Raw genomic sequence first — 14,858 nt, 5'->3', positions numbered from 1 at the left:
CTAACCGTCCCGAACACTCACGAGCCGGTTCAGGTGCGCCGGTGGTACGGCAGGAACCGCCGCACCAGCCGGGACGGGGTGCGTTCCACCAGGTCCGGGCCGCGGACCGCGTCGAAGGTCGTGCCCAGCTGGTCGACGACGCCGGAGAGCTGGTCGCCGTCCGGCAGGGGGACCGACGCCGGATCGCGTTGTTCGCGCACGGCCGCGCCCAGCTCGGCCAAGGCGGCCGTCAGCAGGGAAACATCCTCGGGTGACGGCGGCGGCACGTCCCGGCCGAGGGTCACCCCGACTTCCGTGACGGCGTCCGTCACGCGTTCCAGCCCCGCGATCACCGGCCACCACGCCACGGCCTGCCGTCCCGCCGGCGAGGGCTCCACGATCACCTGCTGGAACGCCGTCCGCAGGTCCGACAGCGCGCGGTAGGCGGCGCGGCGGGCGCGCGAACGGGCCAGTCGCGCCTCTCCCGAAGGCGAAACCACCAGCGCGGTGCGGACGTACGACGCCACCGTGTCGAAGCTGTCCGCGAGCCGGCCGCCGACCTGCGGACGGCGTGAGCCCGGCCAGAGCAGGTAGCCGACCACCAGCACGATCAAGCAGCCCACGACCGTGTCGAGCAGCCGCGCGAGCACCACCGCCCAGCTGCCGGTGTGCGCGAGGTCCATCTGCAGGATGATCAACGGCGTCACGAAGGTGCCGAGCATGCCGTAATTGCGCACCTTCCCCACCGCGGCGCCGCCGGCGAACAGCGCGATCAACGCCACCAGCAGCCAGCCGCGCGCGCCCACCGCGAGCACCGCCGCGCCCAGCCCGACACCCGCCACTGTGCCCAGCCCGCGCAGCACCGCACGGCCGAAGACCGAGCCGAAGTCCGGCTTCAGCACGACGCCGACCGTCAACGTGATCCAGTACGTCCGCTCAAACGGCACCAGTAGCCCCACCACCTCGGCCACGGCCACGCATACCGTCAGCCGCAGCGCGGCGACCCAGGTCAGCGGGCCGGACACGAGCGAACTCGCCCACTCCCGCACCCGGCGGTACGGCGAAACAACCGCGCGACGCTGCCGATCGTCGCCCTTCTCGATACGCGCGAGGCCCGCGTACAACGCCTTCAGCACCGGGTCGGCGTCTTCTTCGGGCGCCGTCGGCGGAGGCGGCAACGGCTGGGTCGCCAGCACCGAAGCGGCGACGCCCGTGAGGTACTCGATGGCCTCGCCGGGCGGCCGGCGACCGGCGTTCACCAGCGCGACCGAAGCCTCCACGGCGGGAGTGGTGGCGGACAGCTGGTTCAGCAGCCGCCGATACGCGGCGTCGCGGCCGGACAGCCACGAACGGGCCGTCAGCAGGCGGTCGTACGCGGTGTTCATGGCTGTCGTGAGCTGGTTGCGGGCGGCGCGCGAGGTCGGTTCGTCGGTGGCCGACAGCATGGCGGCCAGCTCGATGTAGACGTGCGCGACGGCCGTGCGCTCGGAGCTGGTGGCGCGCACGGTCCACGTCACCAGCGCGACCAGCAGGCTCCAGGCCGCGCCCGCGCAGAAGTAGCCGAACAGCACCTCCACGCGCAGGCCGGTCGCGTGCTGGGCGGTGCCGAGCACGCAGAAGACGAACATCTGCAGCGCCGCCACCGAAGCGTTGCTGCCGGCCGCGCTGATCAGCGCCGAGACGGCCGCGACCAGCACGACCGCCGGGATCGACCAGGCCGGCGAGCCTCCGGTCAGCAGCCCGACCAGGTATCCCGCGGCGGCCGCGAGCGTCGCGCCGCCCAGCCGGCGGGCGCGGTAGCGGTACGGGCCCGAGGCCTCGGACAGCACCGCCGGCAGGGCGCCCGTCGAGATCAGCGCGCCGACGGCGATGTCCCCGGCCGCGTACGCGACGGCCAGCGGTGTCGCCAGTGCGATCACCGCGCGGGCCACCATGTTCCACGGGACGGGCACCGGTTTCGGGCGCAGGAGCTGGACCAGCCAGTGGGGTGCGGCGAAGTCTGGGCGCGTCACGCACCCATCTTGACCTACGCTGATCGGAGCGCTTAATTATCTTTCGGTCAACAAGCCGTCACTGGAGGTCGTTGATGCCGGGTCGCCGCTTTTCGTTCGAGGTCAATCGGGTGAGCAAGGCCCCGCCGGCCGCGCTGTTCCGGCTGGAGAGCGATGGCTCACTCTGGTCGACCTGGGCCCGTCCGCTGATCGTCCAGTCCCGCTGGGTCAGCCTCGGCGCCGACGGCACGGGCGGCGTCGGCGCGATCCGCGAACTCGGGCTGTGGCCGTTGCTGGTGCGCGAGGAGACCTTGGAGTACGAGCTGGACCGCCGGCACGTCTACACCTTGGCCGGACCGGCGCCGTTCAAGGACTACCGCGCGGAGGTGCTCCTGACCCCGAACGCCGCGGGCGGCACCGACCTGCGCTGGACCGGCGCGTTCACCGAGTCGCTGGCGGGCACCGGCCCGATCGCGCGCGCCACGCTGAACGGCTTGATCGGGATGCTCGCGACACAACTGGTCAAAGCGGCCGAGAACGGGCGTTGAGCAGGGTGCGCTGAGCCACACCGCACAACCCGAATGGGTTCCGGACGTCCCCCGAAAGTGTTCTATGGGAGGGGATTCGGCATGGTACGGCGTTGTCTGATTGTGGCGGCGGTGGGCCTTTTGGCCCTGTCCGGCTGTTCGGCACCGCCCGCGCCGCCGACCCAGCCGAACCCCGCGGCGGGCGCGGCCCCCACGCCGGCCCCCGGCGGGCCCTACCCGTTCGGGACCGTGCAAGCGAAAGCGCCGGCCATCGTGGACGGCAAGGTCGGCGTGGTCCGCCGCATCACCACGGACAAGCCGTACGTCTTCATCACGATGGACGACGGCGCGGTGAAGGACCCGTCCGCGCTCGACGAGATCCAGCGCTCCGGCGGGCACCCGGTGCTGTTCCTGAACCAGCGGTACGTCAAGGGGCACGAGGCGTACTTCAAGTCCATTTTGGACACCACCGGCGCGGTGCTCGGCGACCACACGGTCAACCACCCGAACCTCAAGGGCAAGCCGCTCGCCTTCCAGCAGAAGGAAATCTGCGAGGACGCCGACGACTTCAAGACCGAGCTGGGCGTCCGCCCCACGCTCTTCCGCCCGCCGTTCGGCAACTACGACCAGACCACCCTGCAGGCCGCGGCCCTGTGCGGCATGCGCGTCGTGGTCCTCTGGTCCGCCGCCGTCAACGACGGCCAGGTCCAATTCCAGACCGGCGACAAGCTCCGCCCCGGCGACATCGTCCTGATGCACTTCCGCAAGACCTTCAAAGAGGACTACGAGGCCTTCCTCGCCCGAGCCAAGAAGGACGGCCTGACCCCGGTCCCGCTCGCCGACTTCCTCGGCTGAACTCGGTCTGCCACACTGCGCCGCGACGCGGCCTGCCTCGGCACGATCCACGCCGGAGTGCGGCAGCGCGACGCGGTCCGGCGCGGCGCAATCCCATGCGGCGCGGTCCGCGCTGTGGTCCACCGATGTGCAGTTCGCCTCCGCTGAGGCGCGGTGATGCCTGCCGCTGCGTAGTGCGGTCCGCCGCGGCGCACGGCGATCAGGTGCGATCTGCCGCAACGCACGAGCGATCCGGTGCGGTGGCCCGCCGTCCAGGCCGATCGCGAGCACGGCCGGTCGCCCGGATCGTGGGGCCCGATCAACCCGCGCCGAGGCAGACGAAGGGTCGTCGTAGCGGGTCGATGGCGATGGCTTCGGCCAGGGCGAGTGCGGGGGGCGTGCCGTCGGCGAGGCGGCGGTGCAGGTCGGCCATCGTGTCGGCGGCCGCGCGGTCGCCGACCCGCGCGACGGCGCCGATCACCGTGCGCGAGCCGCCCGCCAGGAGCGTGCCCGCGAAGCCGAGGGCCTCCTCACCTGGGCGGATGTGGCTCATCGCGAGTTCGCAGGCGGCGAGCACCACGCTCTCCGGCGGCCGGGTCAGCCGCGAGGTCTCGTGGGCGAACAGCGGGCCGTCGACGAGTTCCAGGCGGGAGAACAGGGCGTTCGCGGGCTCGTGCGCGCCGTGCGCGACGAGGTGGGCCAGGCGGGTGCCGTCGAGGGCGGCGAGCACGGCTTCGCTGGTGGCGTCGGCGCCGTCGACCAGCCGCGCGTCCGGGTAAACCGAGCGCAGCTTGCTCACCTCGCCGACGGAGCCCGGCACCCCCGGCCCGCCGGCCAGCAGCACCGGGCCCGCCGTGGTCCGGCGCTTGGCCGTGATCCACGCGGTCGCCGAGGGCGCGATCGACACCGCGCGTCCCCGCAGCGAAGGCAGCGCGCCCCACGGCAGCGCGTACAACTGTCCAATGGGGACGATCACGAGCTCGCGGTCGTCCAGCGTCTTGACCAGTGACGCGGAGATCAGCCGGTCCAGCTTGTCCGCCCGGACGCGCGCGGACGCGCCCACCGCCTCGGCCAGCGGCGGCGGCAGCAGGTCGGGCGCGAGGGCGTCGAGGTCCGCGTGCAGCTGGGTCGCCGTCTCGACGATGTCGGCCAGCGGGCCGAGCTTGAGCAGCCGGAACGTGCCGCGGTCGACGACCACCGAGTAGAGCTGGCCGTTGTAGGGCACGAGGCTGACCAGCACGCGTTCGCCGAGCTGGGCCACGACCTCGTCGGGCGTCGCGACCGGGCGCGGGCGGCCCCACTGGCTCGTGTACCAGCCGAGCCGGCTCGCCTCCTGCTGAAGGTGGGTATAGCGCTGCTCCAGCGCTTTCACGGGCTCGCCCTCGAGCCGGGCGCGCTGGATCATGCGCTGGATGTGCCGCATCTCGTTGATGTTCCGGGCCAGCGCCGGATCCTCGATCACCGGAAGCGGCTCGTACCGGTACACCTGCGCGCGCGTTCGCTCCAGCCAGGCGAACATGCGACGGGCGCCCGCGGCGTTGCGACGCGCGCGCCGCAGCACCAGCCGCATCGCGAGCCGGCCCAGCTCCTCGCCGTGCACGGCGGTGCCGCAGACCAGGTCGAGCCCGCCCATCCGGTCGCGGATCATGCCCAGCTCACGCAGTCCGGCGCGGGCCTGCGCCAACGCCGAGCGCGGCCGGTCCGTGGCCACGGCGAGCTCGGCGCGGCACAGCCGGAGCAGCATCCGGTGGTCGATCGGCGTCGTCGCGCGCGGCTTCGGCACGCGGGCGAGCACGGCGACCGCCTCGTCGACTTCGTCGCGCCGCAGCAGCAATCGGACGGCCAGCAAGCGCGCCACCGCGGCCTCGTCGCGCAGGCCGAGGTCGGCCAGCCGTTCCGCCAGCGACACCAGTTCCCGGGGCAGCCGCGGCGACGACTTCCCGCCGTCAGCGGAGAGGATCTTGTGGACGTCGGCGCGCAGCCGGGCGAGGCCCGCGATCTCGGCCCACGTCCGGTTGCCACGGCGCAGGAAGCGGCGGCGCGCGTCGGAGGCGAACTTCCGGGCCAGCGCGAAGTCGCCTTCGAGCAGCGCGGCGGCCGCGCGGGCGACCTCGGCCTCGGCGATGTGCTGGCCGGATCCGTTGTCCCGCAACGCAGGCAGCGCTTCGTCGAGGTGGCGCGCCGCCTCCTCGCCGAGGCCGGCGGTGAGCAGCGCGCGGGCCTGGTCGAGCCGGATCAGGGGCAGCGAGCCGGGCGACTCGGTGGTCAGGATGCGGGCCGCCTGCTCGTAACTGGACAGTGCTTGCGGGACATCGCCGACGAGCTGCGCGTGGTCCCCCAGGTTCTGCCGGGTCTTGCCCTCGAGCCGGGGGTGGCCGCGCTCGACGGCCAGCGCGAGCGCGTGGTTCAGGTCGGCCTGCGCGGCGTCCGGGTTGTTCATCGCCATGTGCACCAGCGCCCGGTTGTTGAGCACCGAGACCAGGATGAACCCGTTGTCCTGGAATTCGGCCTCGACGCCCGGCAGCACGGTGTCGTAAGCGGCGAGCGACTCCCGGAATCGCCCGGCCCGCATGAGGATGACGCCTTGCTGGATGATGACGATCAGCCGCAGCTCACCCCGGAGCCGTCCCGCGGGCAGCCGCAGCCGGGCGGTTTCGGCGGCGTCCAGGTGCGCCAGCCCGGCGTCGGTCGAGGTCACCTCGGCCTCGGCCGCGGCCAGGCTGATCAGCACGCGGGTGTGCAGCTCCAGCAGCTCGGGCCCGGGCTCGGCGATCCGTGCGATCAGCGGCAGCGACTGCTTGAGCAGCCGCACCGCTTCAGCCGGACGTTGATCGGAAGCGGCCGCACGGCCTCGCGCGTAAAGATCGCTCGCCGCAGCAGTCACACGGTCGAGAACGGGTAGCGGCGCGGGCACGCGCTCTATGGGAGCACACCCCCGTCGCGCACCATAACGCCCGTCCGGGTTCTCCGGCTTCCGGAGCACAACCGTGCTAGAGCACAACCGTCGGAGTCACCACCGTCCGGCGGCGCGGGCCCTCCCCCAGGTGAACCAGGATCTGCGTCGTACCCTGCGGAACGCCCTCCAGCACGAACCGGCCGCCCTCGTCCGCGACGGTGGCGAACGTGCCCTGGTCGGCCACGCGCACCTCCACCTCGTACTCGCCGGCGGGCACCAGCCAGCCGTCGATCCGGTGCGTCTTGCCGATCTTGGTCAGGTTGATCATCACCGTCAGGTCGCTGACGGTGAAGGTGATCGTGCCCGTGGCCGTGCTGCGAACGCCGGCCAGCTCGTCGAGCCGCTCCCAGCGCGCGACCTCGACGTCCAGGTTCTCGAGTTCCAGCGCGAATTGGACCCGCTGCACCAGGTCTTCCGGTGGCGGGTCCAGCTCGTCGAGGAAACGATCGATGTCCGCGAGCAGGGTTTCATCGTCCGGCATCGCTCTGCCTCCTCCCGGCGTACCGATGTCGTTCATCGGTCGCCCCCTTCACCTGCGAGGAGATCGCGCATCGAGTCGAGGCAACGACCCCTGGTGGGTCCGACGCTGCCACGTGGCATGCGCATGGCTTCGGCGACCGCGCGGTACTCGGCGCGTCCGGCCAGCACGGTCAGCCGGAGCAACTCCTGACAGCGGGTGGGCAACCGGAGGAAGGCGCGCCAGACACGACGGTCGCGGTCGGCGCGGATCGCTTCCTCCTCGGGTGCGGGTTGGGTGCTCGGCAGGTTCTCCGCGACCTCGTCGCTCAGCGGCACCGGCTGGATCCGGCGGCCGAACGGGTGGGTCGCCTCGCGGCGGGTGGTGGTGATCAGCCACGCGGCCAGCGCGCGCGGGTCCCGCAGCTTGTCCAGCTGGCTGAACAGCGCGAGCCACACGGTCTGCACGACGTCTTCGGCGACCTGGCGGTCGAGGCCGTTCGCGCGTGCGACGTGCCAGACGAGCGGTGTCAGCTCGTCGACGAGTTTCGCCATCGCCTGCCGGTCACCGGCTCGGGCCGCCTCCATGCAGGCAGCGTGCAGCTCGGCGCCGGTCAGGCCTTCCCATGGCGGGTCTACCTCGGTGGTTTGCACGTCGGTCACCGTATCTGTCTCGCGGCGGAAGTCTCTTGACGTCATCGGTGGTGTCGCAGCTCCTTCAGGGGGAAAGAGCGTGCAGGTCGCGCTGAGATACATCTGGTCGCTTACCTGTATCGATAGTTTCGGCTGTTTCCACCGGCCGGCGCGAGTGATCCCGCGCCGGCCGACGTCCCCTCCCACTGCTTCGAGCCCGCCCCCCGCGGGCCCGGCCGGATGGGTCCTCCCCCGAGTCCACCCGGCAGACGGCGTCCGGCAGCCCCCTCGGCTCCCGGACACCGCCCGTCTTCCTTCCCCAGAGCTACTTCGCGGCCTTCGCGGGCTCGTCCATGGGCTCGTGGTTGCCGTCCGGGTCGGCCCCGGTCCCCCCGGCCAGGTGCGGCGCCGTGCCAGTGGTGACCGGCGGAACGGTGGTGATCGGCTTGATCTCTTCGTTCGTCTCGGTAGGCATCGTGCTTTCCCCTTGTCCCTCGGCTACTCCATAAGACGCATTCAGGGTGCACCCAGATACACGGAGAGGAACGTTTTTCCTGAAACTTTTCGAAATCGCTGGTCAGATGGGTGGCGCGTTAGTACGGATGCCGACGATCTGTGACCGTCGGTAAACACTCCGCGACCTTTAGGAGCGATTCGGCCCAGTCCCGGTAGCCCACCGGCCCGGGGTGGAACCGGTCGGCGGCGAAGGTCCCCTCGTGCAGCAGCGCCGGGTCCATCGCGGCGTAGGCGACCCCCGGCAGCTCGGCCGCCGCGCGATCCAGTGCTTCCGAGCGCGCGGCGAGCACGTCTCGCAACGGCCGCGGCAATGAGGGGAACCGCGCCATCGGCGGCACCCCGGCCACGAGCACGGGCACCGGCCCGATCCGCCGGCGCGCCTCGACGACGACGTTGAGGAGGTCGCGCCGGAACCGGGTGGCGGAGTGCAGCTCGATGGTGTCGTTGACGCCGAGGACGACCACGAGGAGGTCGGCGGGTTTCAGCCGGGGCACGAGGTCCTGGCTGACGACTCGCGCGTTCGCGCCCGTGCGCCCGATTGCCTGCCACTGCACCTGACGACCGAGCCGCGCGGCCAGCTGCCGCGCAAGCTGCCCGGTGAGCGCCTCGTCGTGGGTCGCCGCGCCGACTCCGTCCACCGTGGACTCGCCAAGCACGGCAAGCCGAAGGACAGCGCCATCCCCGACAACGCCCTCGACGGGACCGGCGGCGCCGGGCAGCCGGGGCGTGCTGCGCCGGACCCGCACCGCCTGCACCACCAGCAGCGGCGCGGCCAGGAGAAACGGAAGGAGTGCTATGTGATCGACCCTAGCCGCGGGGCCGGACGGTTCCGGGTGGTCAGGCGGAGTTGTCCACAGGAGTGGTCGATTGTGGATAAACGGCCTCGCACGGACGGTTTTCGCGCCGCCGCCGACTGTGGGTGCGAGAGACTTCTGGAGGTGACCGAAGCTTGGTCAGGTTGGCAGGCGGGGGCGGGGCGGGCCCGAAGAAGACGGGGGAGGCAAGGCGGGCGAGGCCGGGGGCCGGGGGGCCGGGGCAGCGTCGGGCGGAACCCGACCAAGGACCAGCGAATCCGCCCAGCGTGAAGCGCCGGGCAAGGTTCAGTGAACCCGGCCTGCGCGAAGCGCCAGGCAACGTTCAGCGGACAAGCCGGACGAACCCAGCCGTCGTCCGGAGGAAGGCGTCGGATGCCGCAGGGTCTGAGCTGAATGTCGTCCAGCCCAGGCGCCGAGCCCAGGCGCCGAGCCGAGGTGCCGTCAGCGCCAGACGCAGACGAAGGCGAAGGCGCCACACGGAGACGAAGGCGAAGGCGCCAGATGAAGGAGGAGGCGCCAGGCGAAGGCGGAAGGGCCTAGTTTTCCTTCTGGCGCTCAGCATGCCACCGGTCGTAAAGCCCGGTGATCTCCTTCAGGGCAAACGAAAGGAAGTCCTGCATCTCAGCCAGGCGCTTGCCCGCAGGAGTGTCCGCGCCGAGGGCGCCGATGCCTTCCTCCGCGGCGTCGCGCCACATCAGGAGGAAGCGGTCGCGCTTGAGGAAAGTCGCGTACCAGAGGTCGTCGTACAGGCGGTAGTGGTCGCGGCGCTCGCCTGGTTCGCGGACCTTCGTCACCAGGCCGACCTGTTCCAGGTAGCGGACCGCGCCGGAGATCGCCGCCGGCGACACCGACAGCTGGGCGGCCAGGTCGGATGCGGTCAGCTGGCCCTCGTCGGTGGTCATCAGGGCCGCGAAGACGCGGGCGGCCATGCGCTGCATGCCGATCTGAGACAGGACCAGGCCCAGGCTTTCGACGTACCGCCGGACGGCGTCCTCGTCACGGTTCGGCTCAGGCGTCGTCATCCGACCATCCTCTCGTATCGCCCCAGGCAAGATCACTCTGTCCACACATTTTCTTAACTTCACAACTTCATGAAATGAGTGTAGCTTCCGGAGCATGGGAAACGCCATCTCCATCGTCGGCCTGCGCAAGTCGTTCGGCCGGACGCAGGCCCTGGACGGCCTCGATCTTCAGGTTCCCGTGGGGGAAGTACACGGTTTCCTCGGCCCGAACGGCTCCGGGAAATCCACCACCGTCCGCGTTCTGCTCGGACTGCTGCACGCCGACGCCGGCGAGGTCCGGCTGCTCGACGGCGACCCGTGGCAGGACGCCGCGAGCCTGCACCGCCGGCTGGCCTACGTACCCGGCGACGTCAGCCTCTGGCCCAACCTCTCCGGCGGCGAGGTGATCGACCTGCTCGGCCGCCTGCGCGGCGGGCTCGACCAGCGCCGCCGCAAGGACCTCATCGAACGGTTCGACCTCGACCCGCGCAAGAAGGGCCGCACCTACTCGAAGGGCAACCGGCAGAAGGTCGCCATCGTCGCCGCGCTGGCGTCCAATGTGGACCTTCTGTTGCTCGACGAGCCGACCTCGGGCCTCGACCCGTTGATGGAGGCCATCTTCCAGGAGGCCATCCAGGAAGAGCGCGCGCAGGGCCGCACCGTGCTGCTGTCGAGCCACATCCTCGCCGAGGTGGAAGCCTTGTGCGACAAGGTGAGCATCATCCGCAACGGCCGCACCGTCGAGTCCGGCACGCTCGCCGAGCTGCGCCACCTCACCCGCACGTCCATCATCGCGGAGCTGGCCGGGCCGCCGAACGGGCTGGCGAAGCTGGCCGATGTGCACGACCTCAAGGTCGAGGGCAACCGCGTCCGCTTCGACGTCGAAACGCGCTCGCTGGACGACGCGCTGCGCCAGCTCACGAGCGTCGGCGTGCGCAGCCTGGTGAGCCAGCCGCCGACGCTCGAGGAGCTCTTCCTGCGCCACTACGCCGAAAAGACCGAAGAGGCGGGAAAGTGACCGCCACCCTCGTCAGCACAGACAAGCCGGTCACCCGCGCCCACTCGCTGGTCGGCACCTGGCACCTCACCCGCCTCGCGCTGCGGCGCGACCGCGTGATCCTGCCGATCTGGATCGTCCTGCTCAGCATCGTGCCGGCGAGCACCGTGGGCACCTACGCCCAGTTCTACCCGACGGCCGCGAGCCGGGCCGCGCTCGCCGCCGGCGCCGTCGCGAACCCGTCGTTCGCGCTGCTCTACGGCCCGGCGTTCGACCTCGGCACCGCGGGCGGGTTCATCGCCTGGCGGATGGGCGGGCTGCTCGCGCTGCTGATCGGGCTGATGGCGGTCTTCACCGTCACCCGGCACACCCGCGCGGAGGAGGACTCCGGCCGCGCCGAGCTGCTCGCGTCCACTGTGGTCGGCCGGTACGCGGCGCTGACCTCGGCGGTCGTCGTCTCGGCCGGGGCGAGCCTGCTGATCGGCGTGGTCCAGGTGGTCACGCTGATCGGCGCGAAGCAACCGGCCGCGGGCGCGCTGGCCTTCGGCGCCGGAATCGCGTTGGCGGGCCTGGTGTTCACGGCCGTCGCGGCCGTCGCCGCGCAGCTGGCCGAGTACTCGCGCACCGCGAACGGCATCGGGACGGCCGTGGTCGGCGTCGCCTTCCTGCTACGCGGGGCGGGCGACTCGACGTCGGACGCGCACTGGCTTTCCTGGCTCTCGCCTCTCGGCTGGCCGCAGCAGCTGCGGCCGTTCGCGGGCGAACGCTGGTGGGTGCTCGTGCTGCCGGTCGCGGCGACGCTGGTGATCGGCGCCGTGGGCTACGCCCTGCTGCCGCGCCGCGACTTCGGCGTCGGCCTGATCCCGCCGCGGCCCGGCCCGGCGCAAGCCGCGCCGTCGCTGCGCTCGCCGTTCGCGCTGGCCTGGCGGCTGCAGCGCGGCCCGCTGTTCGGCTGGGTGATCGGCCTGGCCGTCGGCGGCGCGGTCTTCGGCTCGATCGCCAGCGGGATCGGCAGGCTGGTCGGCGGGACCGAGCAGACGAAGGAGATCTTCGCGCGGCTCGGCGGCACCAGCGCGATCGTCGACGCCTTCCTCAGCACGATGGTCGGCCTGTTCGCCATGCTGGCCTCGCTCTACGGCATCCAGGCGACGCTGCGGATGCGCACCGAGGAGACGGCCATCCGGCTGGAGCCGCTGCTCGCGACGCGGGTCGGCCGGCTGCGCTGGGCCGCGAGCCACCTGGTGTTCGCCTTCCTCGGCACCGCGCTGCTGGTGCTGGTCGGCGGTCTTCTGCTGGGCCTGGCGAACGGCCTGCGCGGCGGCGACGTCGGCGGCTCGGTCGGGCACATGCTGCTGGCGGTCCTCGTGCAGGTGCCCGCCGCGTGGGTGGTGGTCGGGCTGTCGACGCTGATCTTCGGGCTGCTCCCGAAGTTCACCGGCGCGTCCTGGGCGGTGGGCGCGCTGGCGCTGCTGATCAGCCTGTTCGGGCCGGTGGTGAACGCGCCGCAGGCGGTGCTGGACGTCTCGCCGTTCCAGCACCCGCCGAAGCTGCCGGGCCAGGAGTTCACCGCGACGCCGCTGGTCTGGCTGCTGGTGGTCGCCGCCGCGGCGCTCGCCGCGGGCCTGGCCGGCTGGCGCCGTCGCGACGTCGGCTAGCCCCCGGGCAAACGACTCGGCCGGTCACCACACACCGTGGTGACCGGCCGAGTTCATGTTACTAATCCGACCGGAAGTAGGCGGACACGAGCTGCAGCCGATCCGCTTGAAGGGACCCGTTCCGCCGTAGCTGTAGTCGGGTTAGTAACGAACTGCGCAGCACGACCGCGACGAGATGTAGCCCGGCATGAACGCCGAGGACGGGCCGAGTGAGGTGGGCGGGCCGGAGATCGGGGCCGGCGGCGGCTGGGTGACCGAGACCGTGGCCGTGGTGGTGCTCGGCGGATCCGGCGGGAGCTGGCTGGTGACGGTGACCGGCGGCGGCGCGGGGCCGGTGACGGTGACCGTGATCGGTTGCGCGGGCGGCGAAGTGGACGTAACGGACGGAGTGTTGTCCGAAGACTGGGCTGGACGCGGGGTGTTGCCGGCGACGAGGAGCGCGGAAACCAGCAGGCCGGCCGCGAACCCGGCCAGCCCGGTCACGACGACCGCACCCCAGGTCGGAACCGTTTTCGACAACGCGGCACCTCCCTCGCCGTGCGAAGTGCAGGTACGAGGACTAGTCGCGTTGATCTTATGCGCCGTTACGGACCGTGCAAGTTGAGTCCAACCTACGCAAGTTTGTTGCGAGTCGGCTAGCAGCTCTGCCAAGGTGCGGGAGTGGCTGAACATGGGGTGGCCGCCAAGGGCGGCGTGTTGCGGGTTCCCGACTTCCGGAGGCTCTGGCTCGCCGACGCGCTGAGCCAGGTCGGCAGCCGGATCGACTTCCTCGCGGTCCCGCTGCTCGCGGCGACGACGTTGTCCGCGTCCGTGCTGGAGGTGTCGCTGCTGCGCACGTTCGCGACGCTGCCGTTCCTGCTGCTGGGGCTCCAGGTCGGCGCGTGGTGCGACCGGATGCGGCACCGGCCGGTGCTGATCGCCGCCGACCTCGGCCGGGCCGCGCTGTTCGGCTCGATCCCGGTCGCTGCGCTGTTCGGGGTGCTGACACTCGGGCAGCTGTTCGCCGTGGTCCTGCTGGCCGGAGTGCTGGGTGTGTTCTTCAACGTCGCGCACCAGACGTACGTGCCCCACCTGGTCGAGCCCGGCCGGCTCCCGGAGGCCAACGCGTACCTGCAGACGAACATGTCGGTCGCCGCCGTCACGGGGCCGGGCATCGGCGGCGTGGTGGTGCAGTTCGCCGGCAGCGCGGGCGCGATGGCCGTGGACGCCCTGTCCTACCTGTGGTCCGCGCTGTGGCTGCGCCGGATCCGGACTCCCGACGTGCGCCCGGAACCGGCCGGACGGCACCTGCGCCGTGAGATCGCCGAAGGCCTGAAAGCCGTGGCGGGCAACCGGATCCTGCTCGCGATCACCGTCCACGGCGCCGTGTCCAGCCTGTTCCAGTCCATGCAGATGGCGATCTCGGTGGTGTTCCTCAGCCGGGAGATCGGCCTTTCGCCAGGCGCGATCGGACTGCTCAGCAGCACCACGCTCACCGGCGCGATCCTGGCCGGCTTCACCGCGCGCCGGCTCGGCGAGCGGTTCGGCGGCGCGCGGGTCCTGCTCGCGGCGACGGTGCTCTACGGCGGTTCGCTCCCGCTCTTCGGCCTGACCGGGCCGGGCTGGGGGCTGCTTTGGTACTTCGCCGGAGGCTTCGGCTCCGGCTTCGGGATCATCACGATGAACGTGTTCTGCCTGAGCTTCCGCCAGGCCGTCACGCCGCGGCGGCTGCTCGGGCGGGTCGGCTCGGTTTCGCAGACGCTGATCTTCGGCGTCGCGCCGGTCGGCAGCCTGATCGGCGGGCTGGTCGCCGAGGCCGCGGGCATGCGGACCACGTTGCTGGTGGCGGGAGTCGGGGCGCTGGCCGCTTCGGCGATCCTGCTGGCCTCACCGTTGCGGAGGCACCGGGACCTGCCGGTCTAGACGCAGCGCAGCCCGTCCACCAGCACCCGCACCAGGTGCCGGCTGTCCGGCGAGTAGCGCTCGACGGCCAGCGCGCCCACGATCAGCGCCCGCAGGTCCTCGCCGTCGATGTCCTTGCGGACGGCGCCGACGGCCTGCGCGCGTTCCAGCAGCGCGGCCAGGTTCGCGCGGAACTCGGTGCCCGCCTCGGCCTTGTACGCCGAGCCGCCGGTCTCGCCGAGCGCCTCGCAGATCGCGCGGTTGAGCGAGGCCTGCTTGATCACCCGCGTGAAGTAGTCGAAAAACGCCTCACCCGGGTTTTCGGCGTCCGCCAGCTCGCGCGCTTCGGCGGCGAACTGCTCCAGCCGCTCCACGACCACAGCCTGGAACAGCGCTTCCTTGCTGGGGAAATGCCGGTAGACGGTGCCCGCGCCGACCCCGGCGAGGCGGGCGATGTCGTCGAGCGGGACGGCCAGCCCGTCGGCCGCGAAGGCCTCCTCGGCGGCGGCCAGCACCCGGGCCCGGTTCCGGCGCGCGTCGGCGCGCAGCACTGGCTTGGTCACGGGTGTCCTCCTCGATCTGATTGACAAACGGAACGCTCACTCCGTATTGTCGGA

Annotated in this window: 14 protein-coding genes; 5 read left to right on the top strand and 9 right to left on the bottom strand. The window is 71.6% G+C overall.

The features are described 5' to 3' along the window. Positions 1-29: 29 nt before the first annotated feature. On the bottom strand, positions 30-1,991 hold the full coding sequence (locus tag OG371_RS17350) for an FUSC family protein (protein WP_329070461.1): 1,962 nt from the start codon (positions 1,989-1,991) through the stop codon (positions 30-32). A 74-nt stretch (positions 1,992-2,065) separates the two neighbouring features. On the opposite strand from OG371_RS17350, the gene OG371_RS17345 reads away from it, so the two are divergent. Together OG371_RS17345 and OG371_RS17340 are read left to right on the top strand one after the other, a co-directional pair. Further along, the gene (locus OG371_RS17345) at positions 2,066-2,518 is read left to right on the top strand and encodes an SRPBCC family protein (protein ID WP_329070460.1); all 453 of its coding nucleotides are present in this window, start codon (positions 2,066-2,068) and stop codon (positions 2,516-2,518) included. Positions 2,519-2,599: 81 nt separating this feature from the next. Then, positions 2,600-3,352 carry a polysaccharide deacetylase family protein gene (locus OG371_RS17340; protein ID WP_329070458.1) on the top strand — a complete coding sequence of 251 codons (753 nt, stop codon included), beginning with the start codon at positions 2,600-2,602 and terminating at the stop codon, positions 3,350-3,352. Positions 3,353-3,650: 298 nt separating this feature from the next. Here OG371_RS17340 and OG371_RS17335 read toward each other — a convergent pair whose 3' ends face one another. The 6 genes from OG371_RS17335 to OG371_RS17310 form a co-directional block, all read right to left on the bottom strand. Beyond that, complete coding sequence (locus OG371_RS17335; protein WP_442876119.1) at positions 3,651-6,215, bottom strand: CHAT domain-containing protein; 2,565 nt, start codon at positions 6,213-6,215, stop codon at positions 3,651-3,653. Between the two features lie 106 nt (positions 6,216-6,321). Continuing rightward, positions 6,322-6,804, bottom strand: coding sequence for a carboxypeptidase regulatory-like domain-containing protein (locus OG371_RS17330; protein WP_329070455.1), 483 nt, complete (start codon positions 6,802-6,804; stop codon positions 6,322-6,324). Then, positions 6,801-7,406 carry an RNA polymerase sigma factor gene (locus OG371_RS17325; protein ID WP_091621845.1) on the bottom strand — a complete coding sequence of 202 codons (606 nt, stop codon included), beginning with the start codon at positions 7,404-7,406 and terminating at the stop codon, positions 6,801-6,803. Before OG371_RS17325 ends, OG371_RS17330 begins: the two co-directional genes overlap by 4 nt. A 295-nt stretch (positions 7,407-7,701) precedes the next feature. After that, positions 7,702-7,851 (bottom strand): hypothetical protein, encoded by a 150-nt coding sequence (locus OG371_RS17320; RefSeq protein WP_329070453.1) that lies wholly within the window; start codon positions 7,849-7,851, stop codon positions 7,702-7,704. 118 nt (positions 7,852-7,969) lie between these two features. Beyond that, complete coding sequence (locus OG371_RS17315; protein WP_329070451.1) at positions 7,970-8,638, bottom strand: SGNH/GDSL hydrolase family protein; 669 nt, start codon at positions 8,636-8,638, stop codon at positions 7,970-7,972. A 605-nt stretch (positions 8,639-9,243) separates the two neighbouring features. Continuing rightward, complete coding sequence (locus OG371_RS17310; protein WP_329070449.1) at positions 9,244-9,729, bottom strand: GbsR/MarR family transcriptional regulator; 486 nt, start codon at positions 9,727-9,729, stop codon at positions 9,244-9,246. Between the two features lie 94 nt (positions 9,730-9,823). Between OG371_RS17310 and OG371_RS17305 the strand changes: the two genes are divergently transcribed. Beyond that, positions 9,824-10,726: an ABC transporter ATP-binding protein gene (locus tag OG371_RS17305; protein ID WP_329070447.1), complete on the top strand. Its 903-nt coding sequence runs from the start codon at positions 9,824-9,826 to the stop codon at positions 10,724-10,726. Further along, the gene (locus OG371_RS17300; RefSeq protein ID WP_329070446.1) at positions 10,723-12,360 is read left to right on the top strand and encodes an ABC transporter permease; all 1,638 of its coding nucleotides are present in this window, start codon (positions 10,723-10,725) and stop codon (positions 12,358-12,360) included. Before OG371_RS17305 ends, OG371_RS17300 begins: the two co-directional genes overlap by 4 nt. 141 nt (positions 12,361-12,501) lie before the next feature. On the opposite strand, the gene OG371_RS17295 is transcribed toward OG371_RS17300, so the two are convergent. After that, positions 12,502-12,879 carry a hypothetical protein gene (locus tag OG371_RS17295; protein WP_329070445.1) on the bottom strand — a complete coding sequence of 126 codons (378 nt, stop codon included), beginning with the start codon at positions 12,877-12,879 and terminating at the stop codon, positions 12,502-12,504. 141 nt (positions 12,880-13,020) lie between these two features. On the opposite strand from OG371_RS17295, the gene OG371_RS17290 reads away from it, so the two are divergent. Next, positions 13,021-14,262, top strand: coding sequence for an MFS transporter (locus OG371_RS17290; RefSeq protein ID WP_329070443.1), 1,242 nt, complete (start codon positions 13,021-13,023; stop codon positions 14,260-14,262). On the opposite strand, the gene OG371_RS17285 is transcribed toward OG371_RS17290, so the two are convergent. Continuing rightward, entirely contained in the window at positions 14,259-14,804 is a 546-nt protein-coding gene (locus OG371_RS17285) for a TetR/AcrR family transcriptional regulator (RefSeq protein ID WP_329070442.1), read from the bottom strand. The genes OG371_RS17290 and OG371_RS17285 overlap by 4 nt on opposite strands. Positions 14,805-14,858: the final 54 nt, after the last annotated feature.

It is taken from the genome of Amycolatopsis sp. NBC_01480 (assembly GCF_036227205.1).
In the GTDB taxonomy this organism is placed as follows: Bacteria; Actinomycetota; Actinomycetes; order Mycobacteriales; family Pseudonocardiaceae; genus Amycolatopsis.
The sequence above is the reverse complement of the archived record's forward strand: the minus strand, read 5'-3'. Positions and strand labels throughout refer to the sequence as shown.

Excerpts from the sequence above, each read along its gene's own strand:
- OG371_RS17345 (WP_329070460.1), top strand. The coding sequence starts at position 2,066 with ATGCCGGGTCGCCGCTTTTCGTTCGAGGTCAATCGGGTGAGCAAGGCC.
- OG371_RS17340 (WP_329070458.1), top strand. The coding sequence starts at position 2,600 with ATGGTACGGCGTTGTCTGATTGTGGCGGCGGTGGGCCTTTTGGCCCTG.
- OG371_RS17330 (WP_329070455.1), bottom strand. The coding sequence starts at position 6,804 with ATGAACGACATCGGTACGCCGGGAGGAGGCAGAGCGATGCCGGACGAT.
- OG371_RS17320 (WP_329070453.1), bottom strand. The coding sequence starts at position 7,851 with ATGCCTACCGAGACGAACGAAGAGATCAAGCCGATCACCACCGTTCCG.
- OG371_RS17310 (WP_329070449.1), bottom strand. The coding sequence starts at position 9,729 with ATGACGACGCCTGAGCCGAACCGTGACGAGGACGCCGTCCGGCGGTAC.
- OG371_RS17305 (WP_329070447.1), top strand. The coding sequence starts at position 9,824 with ATGGGAAACGCCATCTCCATCGTCGGCCTGCGCAAGTCGTTCGGCCGG.